This is a genomic window from uncultured Aquimarina sp., from assembly GCF_947492405.1.
Taxonomy (GTDB): domain Bacteria; phylum Bacteroidota; class Bacteroidia; order Flavobacteriales; family Flavobacteriaceae; genus Aquimarina.
Genome location: NZ_CANLMP010000010.1, coordinates 38,478 through 52,812, shown reverse-complemented (window position 1 = coordinate 52,812; position 14,335 = coordinate 38,478). Strand labels below are relative to the sequence as shown.

Sequence of the window (14,335 nt, the reverse complement as noted above, 5' to 3'; positions counted from 1 at the left end):
CTTCGGTTACACAACCATATTTTTCATATAAATAATTCAAAACAATGAAAAAAATAATAGTAATAGCTTGTATTTCTCTTCTGATATTTTCGTGTAGTAGTGATGATAATCGTACTAACAATCCGAACCTTCCATCGATAGGCTTTAATCATACCGTAAACTTAGACTTACCAGGATTTAATAGTCTTAAATTTCCAGGGAATGCTGAAGAAATAAGAATTGAAGGTGTAGGCATTAAAGGTGTTGTAATATATAATGTAGATAATACGCTGTATTCAGCTTTTGAACTGAGCGATCCTAACATTACGCCTAGTGACTGTTCTGCGCTTAATATAAATGGTATACGAGCTGAGTCTAATTGCGGTAATGATAATGTCTATGAGATTATCAGTGGTCAACAATTAGAAGGAGAAGGCGGATTTCCTCTTTTAAGATATCAAATCAGGAGAGAAGGAAATATTTTGGTAATTTCTAATTAATAAGAAGAAAAGCCTTCTTTAAGGTTTACTAAAACAAGATCATCTCTGGATTTAGAAATGATTTCTATGGCTTTTTTGCTTCGTATTCCTGATTGACAACAAACTACGATTGGTTTGTGGTTATTTAATTCTAAAACTCGGTTTAAAACCATGTCTAGAGGTATATGTATTCCTCCAATATTGAAGTTATTATATTCTTCTATCGTTCTAACATCTAAAATTTGATAATTCTCATGGTTTTGCTTTAACTCTAAGGGTGTAATTTCTTCGAAAGTATTTGACCTAATCCCACAGAAAAAATCATAATCATCCTCTAATTGATCAACTTCAATAGTATCATTTTTTTTGAAACTTAATACTTGTTGTTGTAGTGTAAGTGCATCAAAATAGAGCAGTTTTCCTCTTAACACCTCTCCGATTCCAGTAATCATCTTAATGACCTCATTCGTTTGAAGACTACCTATAATTCCTGGTAATACTCCTAAAACCCCAATATCTGAACAATTTGGAACAGCTCCTGATGCTGGTGGATTGGGGAATAGACAACGATATGTAGGACCATTTTCATAATTCAACACAGAAACTTGCCCCTGAAATTTAAAAATAGAACCAAATACTAAAGGTTTGTCTGTTAAAACACAAGCATCATTTACTAAATATCGTGTTGGAAAATTATCACTTCCATCTACTATGATATCATATTCTTCAAAAAGTTCTAATGCATTATCTGCATCTAACTTCTCTTCATATACTTTAAAAAACACAAATGGATTTAGTCTGGATAATTTTTCTGCAGCCACTTTAGCTTTTGATCTTCCTATATCATCAATTGTATAAAGTATCTGACGTTGAAGATTCGTTTGATCCACCTCATCATCATCAATAATCCCTATTGTTCCTACTCCTGCTGCTGTAAGATATTGTAAAACAGGACACCCTAATCCTCCTGCGCCAATCACCAAAACTTTAGCTGATGCTAGTTTATTCTGTCCCTCTTCTCCAATTTCGTCAAGAATGAGATGACGGTTATATTGTGTTTTTTCTTCTCTGCTTAACATATCACGAAACTAGCTTATAAAGATATTACAATTTATTGCCAATTATGAGCCCAATCTTTCCAAACCACTTCTAATCCTTTCGATTTTAACATGGTTACCACTTCTTCCGTAGAACGTTCATCAGAAATTTCGAACTGCTCTAATGATTGAGGCTCTACGGCATATCCTCCCGGATTTGTTTTAGATTCAGCACTAATAGATGTAATCCCTAGGTTTACTATATTTTCTCTAAACGTTTCACTTTCTCTTGTAGACATAGATAATTCTACATCTTCATCCAATAAACGAAATGCGCAAATCAATTGAACCAAATCTGAATCTGTCATCTCAACTTTTGGCTCTAGTCCACCACTATGAGGTCTTAATCTGGGAAATGATATAGAATATTTTGTTTTCCAATAGGTCTTCTGCAAATATTGAAGATGTAATGCAGTAAAAAAGCTATCTGCTCTCCAATCTTCTAATCCAAACAAAGCACCCAATCCTATTTTATGAATACCAGCACGCCCTAATCGATCTGGAGTCTCTAATCGATAATCGAAGTTTGATTTTCTTCCTTTTGGGTGGTGTTTTTTATATTCTTCTTTGTGATAGGTTTCTTGATATACCAAGACTGCATATAAACCACTATCTATTAACAATTCATAATCCACTTGATCCATTGGTTGAACTTCTATAGTAATATTGGCAAACTTAGATCTAATTAACCTGATCGCATTATTAATATAATCCACGCCTACAGTTCGATTTGCTTCTCCTGTAACCAATAAAATATGATCGTATCCTTTACTTTTCAGAAAACTTACTTCTCTTAAGATCTCTTCATCAGTTAATGTTCTACGAGGAATTTTATTGGTCATGCTAAAACCACAATATGTACAAATATTCTGGCATTCATTGCTCAAATACATGGGTGCATACATTTGTATCGTATTCCCAAAACGTTTCTTGGTAATCTGATAACTTAGTTGTGCCATTTGCTCCAGATAAGGCTTTGCAGCTGGAGAAATTAGTGCCTTAAAATCTTCTATACTCCTATTAGATGTATTTAATGCTCTTTGAACATCCTGTTCTGTCTTACTAAGAATATCAGATAAGGTATCATCCCAATTGTATTGATCGAATATGTTTTTGAAACTGGTATCGGGTATCGGGTATCGGGTATGAAACATTATACAATTGCTTTTACCAAGTTAAACAACATTTTCCTAATTTGTATCGTCTGACTTAGTAAATCCGAAGCTTGTTTTTCATTTATATAATACAGATCTTTCGATAAAATTAATAGATATTCTACTTCTGAAATTGATCCAGAAGCGATTCTTAAGTATCTTGCAAATTCTTTACTCGAATCGTGTCCGCAACCTTCAGAAATATTTGTTGGAACAGAAGAAGAAGCTCTTCTGATTTGAGATATAATCCCAAACTTTTCCTCATTTGGAAATTCTTTAGTAGCATCATAAATTAACAAACATAGTTTATGACTTTTCTCCCAAACTTTTAACTCTTTAAAATCTCTCATTAATCCTTTTAATTTTTATAACACATATCAAAAACCAATACCTGATAGCCAATACCCTCATTTTTAATCTTTAGATAAAAATGAAGTCAAAGGACTACTTGCTTCTGCATGTTTTTTTATAGGAGCTAATTTTGCATTATAGGCCATTCTACCGGCTTCTACAGCCATTTTAAAAGCTGTGGCCATAGTCACTGGATCTTTTGAAACCGCTATAGCTGTATTTACCAGAACTGCATCGGCACCTATTTCCATAGCATGAGCTGCATGTGATGGACTACCGATACCAGCATCTACTATTACCGGCACATTACTTTGATCTATAATTATTTCCAAGAAATCCAATGTTTTTAATCCTTTATTACTTCCAATAGGCGCTCCCAAAGGCATTACACATTGAGTACCTACTTCTTCTAATCGTTTACATAAAACAGGATCCGCATGTATATATGGCATTACCACAAAACCAAGTTTTACTAATTCCTCAGCGGCTTTTAAGGTTTCTATAGGATCTGGCAATAAATACTTTGGATCCGGATGAATCTCTAATTTAATCCAATTAGTCTCTAGAGCTTCTCTAGCCAATTGAGCAGCAAAAATAGCTTCTTTAGCATCTCTAACTCCAGAAGTATTAGGTAATAAATTAATTCTGGGATGATTTAAATGAGTCAGTATATCATCTTCATTATTGTTGACATCCACACGCTTAAGCGCTACTGTTATCAACTCACTTTCTGAAGTTAACAGTGCTTCTCTCATCAAATCAGATGAGCTAAATTTTCCTGTTCCTGTAAACAACCTAGACGAAAACTCTTTGTCTGCAATTTTTAATGTATCCATTTTCTAGCCTTTAGCTTCTAGCCGATTAGCCATTAGCTTTTTTATATTTTTTATTCAATCTTTATATATTATGATACCCTAAAAGTGTTTTATTAGAACTCAATACCTTTTCAGTATATCGTTTTCCTCTAAAACATGATTTTAGTAAAGGAAAACCTAACGATAAATATGAGGTTATGGCTGATGATAAAACACAACCACTCCCATGTTTTTCCGCGATATTCTTATTTTTTGGATTCAGTACAAAATATTTTCCATCTCTGGTAAATAGTTCATCTTTCCCCAGCATTTCTTTTCGGTGTCCACCTTTTAGAAATACATTAGTTTTACTGCTAATGTGTCTCACTGTCTCTTCTATAGTTTTATCAGTGTAAAACATCTGAATTTCTTCGTAATTAGGAGTCAACAGATATATTTTCTTTAGCACTTCTTCAAAATGGTTCTTGATACTATTGAGATCAGGATTACGAGAACTGACGTTTGGGGAATGGAAATCAAACTCAGAGCTTGATTTTAATACTGGATCCAAAACGATTTTTATTGCACTATTTTTCTTCAACAAAAAATCAATAATTTCGTGTAGTATTTTCCAGTTCTGAACGATTCCAATCTTTACATAATCAATATTGAATTTTTTAAAAAGAATTGATATCTGACTTTTGATCACCTCAATATCGTTCCAAATGCATTCTTCAAAATCAGTATCATTCTGGATCGTATTTGCCGTACAAACAGCCAGACCATAACACTTTAAAGCTTCAAAAGTTTTAATATCTGCCGTTAACCCAGCTCCTGATGACGGATCAAAACCTGCTATTGTAAGTACATTAGGACGATTTCGCATAAGAATTTTAGTTAATATCCTTTTTTAACTTGATCGTTTGCTTCCTTTATTTTTACGAAACTATCTAAAGAATCCTCAGTATTCCAAACACCTCCTAAAACTCCAACTCCTTTGAATCCTAAATCATAGGTTTTTTGAAGTGTTGTTTCATTGATTCCGCCCATTCCTATGATGGTCTGACTTAGTTCATTTACATCAAATCCTTTTCCTTCATAACCTGCTTTAGAAATTGAGCCAAAAACAGGGCTTAATAAAACATACTCGAAATCTCCTTTAGACGCAATAATATCTTCTTTAGAATGGAAAGAACTTGTCACAGAAAACCCTTTATTATTATAAACCTTAACAGTAACCTCTAATGCATCTTCTAGATCAATACGTGCTTGTTCTTGTAAATGTATTCCTCTCAATTCATATTCCTGAGTCAATTCAGGAAACTGATGTGTCATTATTCTATTATGGAATTTATTTTCTATCTGATCTAATAAAGATCGATATCCATCAATAGTAAATGTTGGTTTACGAAGATGTAATATCTCTAATCCAGCTTTGAATAGTTTATTAATCTGATCTGTCTCGTTGGGTATTGGTTTTTCTGATGTTAATACTATAATCATTTTTTTTGGTGTCGATTTTCGGGTATCAGGTTTCGGGTGTCAGGTTTGGAATCTACGAAACCAGATAGCTGACAACTGATGCCTATAAATATACTTCGCTTCCTTTTTCTTTAAACTCTTCTGCTTTTTCCTGCATCCCTTCTTCTAGCGCTTTCTGATCATCGATCTCTTTCTGAGCTGCATAATCACGAACTTCTTGTGATATTTTCATAGAGCAAAATTTTGGACCGCACATACTACAGAAATGGGCAATTTTTGCTCCTTCTGCCGGCAATGTTTCATCATGATATTCTCTTGCTCTTTCTGGATCTAAAGCTAAATTAAACTGATCTTCCCAACGGAATTCAAAACGAGCTTTGCTCAATGCATCATCTCGGTGCTGAGCTCCTGGATGTCCTTTTGCTAAATCTGCAGCGTGAGCCGCTAACTTATATGTGATCACACCGACTCTTACATCTTCTTTATTAGGCAATCCTAAGTGTTCTTTTGGGGTTACATAGCATAACATGGCTGTACCATACCAACCAATCATAGCAGCACCAATTCCTGATGTAATATGGTCGTATCCTGGAGCAATATCTGTTGTTAATGGTCCTAATGTGTAAAAAGGAGCCTCTCCACAAGCTTCTAATTGCTTATCCATATTTTGCTTGATCATATGCATAGGCACGTGACCTGGACCTTCGATAAAGGTCTGAACATCATGTTTCCAGGCTATTTTTGTTAATTCTCCTAGCGTTTCCAATTCTGCAAACTGCGCTTCGTCATTAGCATCTGCAATAGATCCCGGACGTAGTCCATCTCCTAATGAGAATGCTACATCATAAGACTTCATAATCTCGCAAATTTCTTCGAAATGCGTATAGAGGAAACTTTCTTTATGATGTGCCAGACACCATTTTGCCATAATTGAACCTCCACGAGATACAATTCCGGTAACTCTTTTTGCTGTCATGGGTACATATGCTAAACGAACACCAGCGTGTATGGTAAAATAATCTACTCCTTGTTCTGCTTGCTCGATCAAAGTATCCCTGAAAATTTCCCAGGTAAGGTCTTCTGCCTTACCATTTACTTTTTCTAAAGCTTGATAAATAGGAACTGTACCGATCGGAACCGGAGAATTACGAACAATCCACTCTCTTGTTTCGTGAATATTCTGTCCCGTAGAAAGATCCATAATATTATCAGCTCCCCAACGACACGCCCAAACTGCTTTTTCTACTTCTTCTTCTATACTAGACGTTGTAGCAGAATTCCCAATATTAGCGTTTATTTTTACCAAAAAGTTACGCCCCAAAATCATGGGTTCTGCTTCTGGATGATTTATGTTAGAAGGGATTACTGCTCTTCCTCTTGCTACTTCTTCTCTTACGAACTCTGCTGTAATTTTTTTTGGGATACTTGCTCCAAAATCCTGCCCTGGATGTTGATTAGCAATTCTGGTAGCTTCTTCAATTTTTTGATTTTCACGGATAGCAACGTATTCCATTTCGGGAGTAATAATTCCTTGCTTGGCATAATACATCTGAGAAACATTCTTTCCAGCTTTTGCTCTTTTTGGTTTTCGTACATGATTAAATCTAAGATGATCTAAACTAGCATCATTTAACCGTTGATTACAATATTCTGAAGAAAAACTATCTAACTCTTCAACATCACCGCGATCCAGTATCCATTGCTCTCTAATGCGTTCAATTCCATCATGTACATTGATTTCTTTGCTTGGGTCTGTATAAGGTCCGCTGGTATCATATACCACAACAGATTCATTTGGTGTTTTCTTACGTGTCATAGAATCCACGGTATCGCTCAATTCGATCTCTCTCATTGCTACCTTTAGCTGTGGATGGATGCTTCCGTTTACGTAGATTTTTTTCGAACTCGGAAAAGGAGTTGTTGTAATTTTTCCTTCTTGTGGTGCGGTATCTTTTTTCTTCATAAATATGTCGTTTTAGCTTTTGTTAATGGCTTAGTTTCTGTTTTTAATTATCCTCCTTGTGTAGCTTGTATAATAGTAATGTTATCTTCTCCCTGAATAAGGGTTTGACTCCAATTACTTTTAGTAATGATTTCATTATTAATAGCAATAGCAATTCCTTCTTTAGAAAGACATAGCTGTTCTAACAGCGATACTATCGAACTATTTTCTGAAACAATTTGTTCTTGATTATTAATGTTTATGGTCATTTTTTTAATTTAAATCCATAAACTTTAGGCAACACCTATTTTGAGAAGAAAATCATATTCTTATACTTTATATAAGAAATGAGATTGACTTTTCCCTTCGTCAGTACTAACTGCATCAGGTTCAAAGGGTATTTCTCAGACTCCATATTAAGGAGTCACCCCTAAAGTTTATTTTATAAAAATACTAAACTTAAATCAATAACTAAATCTTATTGAAAAGTCTTTTTCTGTCATTTCGAAAGAAGTCAAGAAACTTGCACTACATTTCGACTACGCTCAATGTGACTGAATAGATCGGTTTAGTATTAAAATTTTAATGTTGCCCCAAGCAAGAAGTTAATCCCCGCTTGTGGATAGAATCCAGCTCCTTCGATTGTGGTTACTGTTCCTGGATTGGTAAAATCATCATCAAATGTGAAGAAGTACCCATTAGATACATATTCTGTATCAAAAATATTATTTACCAAACCCGTTAATACGATTGATTTAAAAACAGGAATGTTTTTGATTTCATAAACTACATTCAGATCATTTATAAAAAAACTATCTAGTTTAGATGCTTCACTATCAATATTACCCATATACTGTTCTCCCACAAATTTAGAAAGAAATCCTAGTTGGAGATTTTTAACGGGTTGATAAATAAACATGTTTCCAACAACTACATTTGGTGAGTAAGAGATATTTGTATTTCCTAAATTCACTAAACTACCATCTCTAGAAGTCACAAAATCCTTATTTTTATTGGTACTAATAGCAATATTAGGTTTTACTATAAACTTATCTGTAATTGTGATATCTGCATCAATTTCGATTCCCAGACGGAAGCTTTCTCCGCTAGTTGCTCTTATTGGTGCTCCCACATCATCCAATGCTCCAGTAAGCACTAGTTGATCTTTGTACCACATATAATATAGATTAGCATTTACGATTGTTCTCTTTTTATTAAACCTCCAACCGAATTCTATATCATTTAATCTTTCTGCAGTACTGATTCCATTTTCAAAATCACTTCTTCTTGGCTCTCTGTTTGCTCTTGCATAAGAAGCATATAATTGATGAGCTTTATTAATTTGGTAGGTCGCACCTAATTTCGGATTAAAAAAATCATAGCTTTCATCAACTTCCAATGGCACTCTATCTGAAGTTAGTCCTGTAGTTTCATATCCTACAAAGCGGCCTTGTAAATCTAAAAATGCACTCCATTTATCATTCACTCTATAGGTGGTTTTTCCAAAAATGGTGAATTCATTTTTCTTTCCATTACCGAAATAATAATTATCTCTAATTTCTGATCCACCCGCATTTTGAGCCCAAATTACTTCTCCAAAATGATCTCCGTCGTAAAGACTGTAAAATGCACCAAAATCAACATCGAGATTATTATTTTTATAATTAGCAGTAGCATTGATTACATAAAAATCATTGTCTAACCATCTACGACGAATTAAGTCTGTGGTATTAATAGTTTCTCCACCTAAAACAATTGGAGTAAAATCATAATCGGCAAAATCTTCATCTTCTTTATATTGCTCGAAAAAGCCTCGCCCATATGTATAATTAAGACCTACATTAGTAGACCAGTGATTATTATATTTTTGATTCCAATGTAACTGATAATGATCTTGCTTATAATTATCTACTTCATTATCATAAAATCGCGTATTTCCATTCTCATCTGTATATTGCCCTGCTGGGTTAAAAGTACGATCACTGTCTAGGGTTGCTTGATCAATTCCAAACCAGGACTGATACGTAATTTCGTGTCCTCCAAAAGCTACTGCCTTAATTAGTGTATTATCATCCACATAAGAACCTTGTAAAAAGTAAGATTTTAGATCAGCAGAAGCTCTATCTATATATCCGTCTGAAGCAATTGCAGATAAACGACCTGCTATTTCGATATGATCATTTAGTAATCCTGTACTAAATTTAAGATTATGTCTTCTCGTTCCAAAAGACCCAAATGAATTAGAAATTTCTCCATTTGCAGTTTCAGAAACCGCATCGGTTAATAGATTAAGACTTGCTCCAAATGCTCCTGAACCATTAGTAGAAGTTCCCACTCCTCGTTGAAGTTGCAAGTTTTCTACAGAAGATGCAAAATCTGGTAAGTTTACCCAAAATGTTCCCTGACTCTCTGCATCATTAAATGGAATTCCATTTAAGGTTACATTCACTCTGGATGCATCACTACCTCTTACTCGGATATAAGTATATCCTACTCCTGCTCCCGCATCTGTAGTAGTAACAACACCCGGTAAATAGTTTAATAAAATCGGAATATCTTGACCAAGATTACGAGTCGCTAATTCCTCTTTGGATAGATTGGAATGCGTAATAGGTGAATCTGCATCTACACGTACAGATTTCACTAAAACTTCATCTAGTTTTTCAATTTCGCTAGTTATAGAATCTTTCTGTTTTTCTTGAGCAAACAAAGTAGTACTCAAAAATAAAATGGTAAGACAAAATAATAGATTTTTCATTCGTAAAAATTATTACGAATAAAAGGGGCAATTACTCTAAGGTTTAAAATTAATTTAAAATTGTACCGACTATACAATACTATTTATTACTTCCCTATTGAGCTAATGTATCAAATAGACATATTAGCTTATTGCTGTCCCTTGGCAGCATTACCTGCCCAGGTTCATCGGGTATGATCTCAGCCTTTATTAGGTTGGAGGAGTGAGGTTTTAGGAGTGAGATTGTTTTAAACCCCAAACCTAACCTCATACCAAATACCTTTTTAAAGCACCCCTTTGAGATTTTGCTGCAAAAGTACTGTGTTTAATTGATTTATTGTAACTTTATTAGACATAAAAACAATGCTTCGGTTTTTTTGAAGTTAGTATAGTATGAAAAACACAAAACGTTCAATTACGTTAAAAATAATTGCAGGATATACATTAGCAATTCTACTAGCGATCATTGCTTTCTGGGTTATTTATAGGCAATTTGGTAATTACTCTGAAATTACTAAAATTAAGAATGATAATAATGAAAAGTTAGTACTTGTTGGAGAGGCGATCACTGGCTTATATGAAGCCGAAAGTTTAACCAGAAACATAATCCAAACTTCGGATACTGAAAAATTTGAAGCATATAAAATAAAGGTCGATTCTATAATTACAACCATCGACCAAGTTGGAGGAATGTCTTTAGATACGTTTCAGTCTAATAAAATTGATAGTATAAAAATACTTATCGATAGTAAAAACAAAAATTTCGAAAAGCTTATTGCTATATATGAGCAACGAAAAGAAAAAGGTTTAAAAGAAAATGTAATTGATCAACTCAAAAAATCAAGTAAAGAATATGGTAATTATCTTGATTTAGACAAGCGTATTAAGGATTATAATCCTGCTACAAAAAAATTAATAAAAAACCTTCTAAGTTGGTCAAAAAAAGATAATGAAGAACGTTTGACAAGTCAGACTTTAGATTCTGTAGCCAATCATTTTTATAAAGTACTAATAGAGGTAGAGGAAAAAGACAGAAGGTACGAACGCCAAATTACGGCAAGAGAAAACAAACTCTTAAAAAATGATCAGATTATCACTAAGCAGCTTCGTGATTTAATGGCGGCGATAGAGGATAGCGAACGGAAAGAATATGTAGCAAAACTGGAAAGATCAAATAACATACTTGATAAAACTGCCAATTTTATCATTATTATAACTGCTATCAGCTTATTAATTGCTATTCTATTTCTCTTTTTAATTACGAAAGACGTATCTAAGAGTCAGAAATATAGAAACGAATTAGAAGCTGAAAAAATATATAAAGAGTCTTTATTAAAAACCAGAGAATCCCTTATAAACACGGTAACCCACGATCTCCGTTCTCCTCTGAATACTGTGATTGGATATTCTGATTTATTGGAAAAAACTGGCTTAACTAATAAACAAAAGCATTATTTAGGTCATCTAAAAAAATCATCTGATTATATTCTCCATTTAGTAAACGATCTCCTTGACCTATCAAAGCTTGAAGCTGGTAGAATGGTGATTGAAGAATTACCTTTTTCTCCTAAAAAATTAATCGAAAACACGATTACCAGTGTCATTCCTTTAAATGACAGTAAGAATTTAGAAATCTTAATAAATTCAGACAGAGAGCTAAACAAACAATATTTAGGAGACCCTTTTAGAATCAAACAAGTACTGACTAATTTATTGAATAACGCATACAAATTTACGGATCAAGGATCCATCACAATTGATAGTAAAATCACACAAAATGGTCTTGCAGAAAAAGAGCTTATTATTTCTGTAAAAGATACTGGTATTGGAATAACAAAGGAGCAGCAGAAATTCATTTTCGAAGAGTTTTCGCAAGGAGATGATGATACTGAAAAAAAATATGGTGGTTTTGGTCTTGGTTTAGCCATTACTAAAAAAATAATTAAACTTCTTAATGGAAAGATAAAATTAGAAAGTGAACCTGAAGAAGGTAGTAATTTTAGTTTTTGTATCCCGATTAAGCTTGCTAAGACACAAATTTCTGAGGAAGAAAATGAGCCTTTAGAAATTCAGCATTTCACGAACAAAAAAGCTCTCATTGTTGATGACGATCTTAGTCAATTAGATTTAACCAGTGAAGTAGCATCGCTGATTAGTCTATCGTACGATATCTGTGAAAATGGCTTAGACGCCTTAGAACTTTTAAAGAAAAACAACTATGATCTAATTCTTACGGATATACAAATGCCTAAAATGGATGGTTTCGAACTACTAAAAGCTATTAGAAATAATACTTCTTATAAAGATTTACCAATTATTGCTTTATCTGGTAGAACAGATACTTCTGTATCAGAGTATGAAGAAGCTGGTTTTTCAGGAAGTCTTCGTAAACCTTATGCTCCACAGGCTTTAATAGATTTAATAACTAATATTTTAAAAATTGATGCTGTCGATCTTGACTATGAAAATCCAATGTCAGATAAAGAAAAAGAAGCGAACTACTCTTTGAGTGACCTGATGCTTTTTGCTCAGGGAGATACAGAATCACTTTATGCCATTTTAGAAACTTTTTGTATTAGCACCACGGATCATATAAAAGAACTTAAGTCTGCCATTGATAGTCATAATTTTGAACAGATTAAACGTCTTGCACATAAAATGTTACCAATGTTTAAACAAATAAAAGCAAAAGAAATCGTACCAATTTTAGACACATTGGAACATCAAGATGACTATGAGTTAGATAATAAGGAAATTCTTGAACTAACAGAGAAAGGAGTAAATAAAATAGAAGATCTAATTGATAAGCTTAAAGTTAAAAACTAAAGACTGATATCATATTGCTTTAATTTATTATAGAGGGTCTTTCTATCTATATCGAGCATTCTTGCTGCCTTTGCTTTATTACCGTTTGCTTTTTCTAAAGCATCCAAAATCAATTCTTGTTCATTTTGACTCTTAAATAATCCATAGGTTTGTTTGGCATTATGAGAAGCATATGCAACATCGTTAGGTAGAACATCCATAGTAATCATATCATTCTGAGAAAGCAATACGGATCTTTTTACAATATTTTTTAATTCTCTTAGATTTCCTGGCCAATCATATTTCTTAAATGTATCCAATACTTCATCGGCAAATCCAACAACATGCTTATCCAACTCTACATTAGACTCCTCTAGAAAATAATTTGCAAACAACATCAAATCTTCGATTCTATCTTTTAATGGTGGTACTTTTATAGAAAACTCATTCAGGCGATGATATAGATCTTCTCTAAACTCTCCTTCTTTTACTGCATTACTAAGATCCTCATTTGTAGCTGCTATAACACGGATATCAACTTCTATCTCTTTATTACTTCCCACAGGTTTAATCTTTCTTTCTTGTAATGCCCTAAGAAGCTGAACTTGTAATTCATAACTAAGATTACCTATTTCATCTAAAAATAAGGTTCCCCCATTAGCTGCTTCAAAATGACCAACTTTATCATTTACAGCTCCTGTAAAAGAACCTTTGATATGCCCAAAAAATTCACTTGATGCAATCTCTTTTGGAATCGCTCCACAATCGACCGGCACAAATGGTTTATCGGCTCTTTTACTTGCTTTATGTATACTACTAGCCACATATTCTTTTCCGGTACCACTATCTCCAATAACCAATACAGACATACGAGTAGGAGCCACTAATGCGACATATTCATTAAGTTTTTTAGAAGCGTCACTGATTCCTTTTACAAAAGAATTATTTGTACGAGCAATCTTCTCTTCCTTTTTAGGTGCTTTACTATCTCCAAATTCAGGCTCGTTAGTATCAACTTTTAATGCTTTTTCAATAATCTGAAGTATCTTATCAGGATTAAAAGGTTTAGAAACATAATCAAATGCTCCTTGCTTTATAGCATTAACCGCCATGTTTATTTCTGCATAACCAGTCATAATCACAACCTGAGTCTTAGGATTCTTAGCTCTAATATCGTCTAACAAAGTGATACCATCTCTATCCGGTAATCTTACATCCGTTAGTACAATATCAAACGTATGCTCTTGAATCTGTAAAACGGCTTCATTACCAGAAAATGAAGTAGATACGTCATATCCTTTTTTTTGTAAAAAAGTTTTGAGCATCGTACAAAAAGCTACATCATCTTCAACTATCAGTAATTTGGACATATTGATATCATTTAATTTTAAATGTATGGTATAAAATTAAACATTAAAAACATTTAATTATTCTCTAACATAAAAGAAACCTAAAAATAAAAAAGAGACCCTTGGGATTGGGTCTCTTTTTAGCACTAAACAACTTTATATCGTC

Annotated in this window: 12 protein-coding genes and 1 riboswitch; of the genes, 2 read left to right on the top strand and 10 right to left on the bottom strand. The window is 33.4% G+C overall.

Going from position 1 to position 14,335, the window contains the following annotated elements; translation table 11 throughout:
- Nucleotides 1-44: 44 nt before the first annotated feature.
- Nucleotides 45-479: a hypothetical protein gene (locus Q0829_RS25735; RefSeq protein WP_298548523.1), complete on the top strand. Its 435-nt coding sequence runs from the start codon at nt 45-47 to the stop codon at nt 477-479.
- Here the strand turns inward: Q0829_RS25735 and moeB are convergent.
- The 9 genes from moeB to Q0829_RS25690 form a co-directional block, all read right to left on the bottom strand.
- A complete protein-coding gene (gene moeB, locus Q0829_RS25730; RefSeq protein WP_298548499.1) occupies nt 476-1,537 on the bottom strand; it encodes a molybdopterin-synthase adenylyltransferase MoeB in 1,062 nt (353 codons plus the stop codon). The genes Q0829_RS25735 and moeB overlap by 4 nt on opposite strands.
- Nucleotides 1,538-1,569: 32 nt before the next feature.
- Nucleotides 1,570-2,709, bottom strand: coding sequence for a 2-iminoacetate synthase ThiH (gene thiH, locus Q0829_RS25725; protein WP_298548497.1), 1,140 nt, complete (start codon nt 2,707-2,709; stop codon nt 1,570-1,572).
- The gene (locus Q0829_RS25720) at nt 2,709-3,059 is read right to left on the bottom strand and encodes a four helix bundle protein (RefSeq protein WP_298548494.1); all 351 of its coding nucleotides are present in this window, start codon (nt 3,057-3,059) and stop codon (nt 2,709-2,711) included. The genes thiH and Q0829_RS25720 overlap by 1 nt, the downstream gene beginning before the upstream one ends.
- Nucleotides 3,060-3,122: 63 nt before the next feature.
- Nucleotides 3,123-3,896, bottom strand: coding sequence for a thiazole synthase (locus tag Q0829_RS25715; RefSeq protein ID WP_298548490.1), 774 nt, complete (start codon nt 3,894-3,896; stop codon nt 3,123-3,125).
- A gap of 61 nt (nt 3,897-3,957) precedes the next feature.
- Nucleotides 3,958-4,740: a hydroxymethylpyrimidine/phosphomethylpyrimidine kinase gene (locus Q0829_RS25710; protein WP_298548488.1), complete on the bottom strand. Its 783-nt coding sequence runs from the start codon at nt 4,738-4,740 to the stop codon at nt 3,958-3,960.
- A gap of 11 nt (nt 4,741-4,751) precedes the next feature.
- Nucleotides 4,752-5,357, bottom strand: coding sequence for a thiamine phosphate synthase (locus Q0829_RS25705; RefSeq protein WP_298548485.1), 606 nt, complete (start codon nt 5,355-5,357; stop codon nt 4,752-4,754).
- An 82-nt stretch (nt 5,358-5,439) separates the two neighbouring features.
- Entirely contained in the window at nt 5,440-7,299 is a 1,860-nt protein-coding gene (gene thiC / locus Q0829_RS25700) for a phosphomethylpyrimidine synthase ThiC (protein ID WP_298548483.1), read from the bottom strand.
- Between the two features lie 47 nt (nt 7,300-7,346).
- Nucleotides 7,347-7,547, bottom strand: coding sequence for a sulfur carrier protein ThiS (gene thiS / locus Q0829_RS25695; RefSeq protein ID WP_298548480.1), 201 nt, complete (start codon nt 7,545-7,547; stop codon nt 7,347-7,349).
- Between the two features lie 75 nt (nt 7,548-7,622).
- A riboswitch (TPP riboswitch) is annotated at nt 7,623-7,720 on the bottom strand.
- Nucleotides 7,721-7,852: 132 nt separating this feature from the next.
- A complete protein-coding gene (locus Q0829_RS25690) occupies nt 7,853-10,036 on the bottom strand; it encodes a TonB-dependent receptor (protein ID WP_298548477.1) in 2,184 nt (727 codons plus the stop codon).
- A 372-nt stretch (nt 10,037-10,408) separates the two neighbouring features.
- On the opposite strand from Q0829_RS25690, the gene Q0829_RS25685 reads away from it, so the two are divergent.
- Nucleotides 10,409-12,841 (top strand): hybrid sensor histidine kinase/response regulator, encoded by a 2,433-nt coding sequence (locus Q0829_RS25685; protein WP_298548475.1) that lies wholly within the window; start codon nt 10,409-10,411, stop codon nt 12,839-12,841.
- Here Q0829_RS25685 and Q0829_RS25680 read toward each other — a convergent pair.
- Complete coding sequence (locus tag Q0829_RS25680) at nt 12,838-14,190, bottom strand: sigma-54 dependent transcriptional regulator (protein WP_298548473.1); 1,353 nt, start codon at nt 14,188-14,190, stop codon at nt 12,838-12,840. The two genes, Q0829_RS25685 and Q0829_RS25680, sit on opposite strands and share 4 nt — an antisense overlap.
- Nucleotides 14,191-14,335: the final 145 nt, after the last annotated feature.

What these genes read in the sequence shown, in the direction of transcription:
- Q0829_RS25735 (WP_298548523.1), top strand. Translation starts at nt 45, where the DNA reads ATGAAAAAAATAATAGTAATAGCTTGTATTTCTCTTCTGATATTTTCG.
- moeB (WP_298548499.1), bottom strand. Translation starts at nt 1,537, where the DNA reads ATGTTAAGCAGAGAAGAAAAAACACAATATAACCGTCATCTCATTCTT.
- thiH (WP_298548497.1), bottom strand. Translation starts at nt 2,709, where the DNA reads ATGTTTCATACCCGATACCCGATACCCGATACCAGTTTCAAAAACATA.
- Q0829_RS25720 (WP_298548494.1), bottom strand. Translation starts at nt 3,059, where the DNA reads ATGAGAGATTTTAAAGAGTTAAAAGTTTGGGAGAAAAGTCATAAACTA.
- Q0829_RS25715 (WP_298548490.1), bottom strand. Translation starts at nt 3,896, where the DNA reads ATGGATACATTAAAAATTGCAGACAAAGAGTTTTCGTCTAGGTTGTTT.
- Q0829_RS25710 (WP_298548488.1), bottom strand. Translation starts at nt 4,740, where the DNA reads ATGCGAAATCGTCCTAATGTACTTACAATAGCAGGTTTTGATCCGTCA.
- Q0829_RS25705 (WP_298548485.1), bottom strand. Translation starts at nt 5,357, where the DNA reads ATGATTATAGTATTAACATCAGAAAAACCAATACCCAACGAGACAGAT.
- thiC (WP_298548483.1), bottom strand. Translation starts at nt 7,299, where the DNA reads ATGAAGAAAAAAGATACCGCACCACAAGAAGGAAAAATTACAACAACT.
- thiS (WP_298548480.1), bottom strand. Translation starts at nt 7,547, where the DNA reads ATGACCATAAACATTAATAATCAAGAACAAATTGTTTCAGAAAATAGT.
- Q0829_RS25690 (WP_298548477.1), bottom strand. Translation starts at nt 10,036, where the DNA reads ATGAAAAATCTATTATTTTGTCTTACCATTTTATTTTTGAGTACTACT.
- Q0829_RS25685 (WP_298548475.1), top strand. Translation starts at nt 10,409, where the DNA reads ATGAAAAACACAAAACGTTCAATTACGTTAAAAATAATTGCAGGATAT.
- Q0829_RS25680 (WP_298548473.1), bottom strand. Translation starts at nt 14,190, where the DNA reads ATGTCCAAATTACTGATAGTTGAAGATGATGTAGCTTTTTGTACGATG.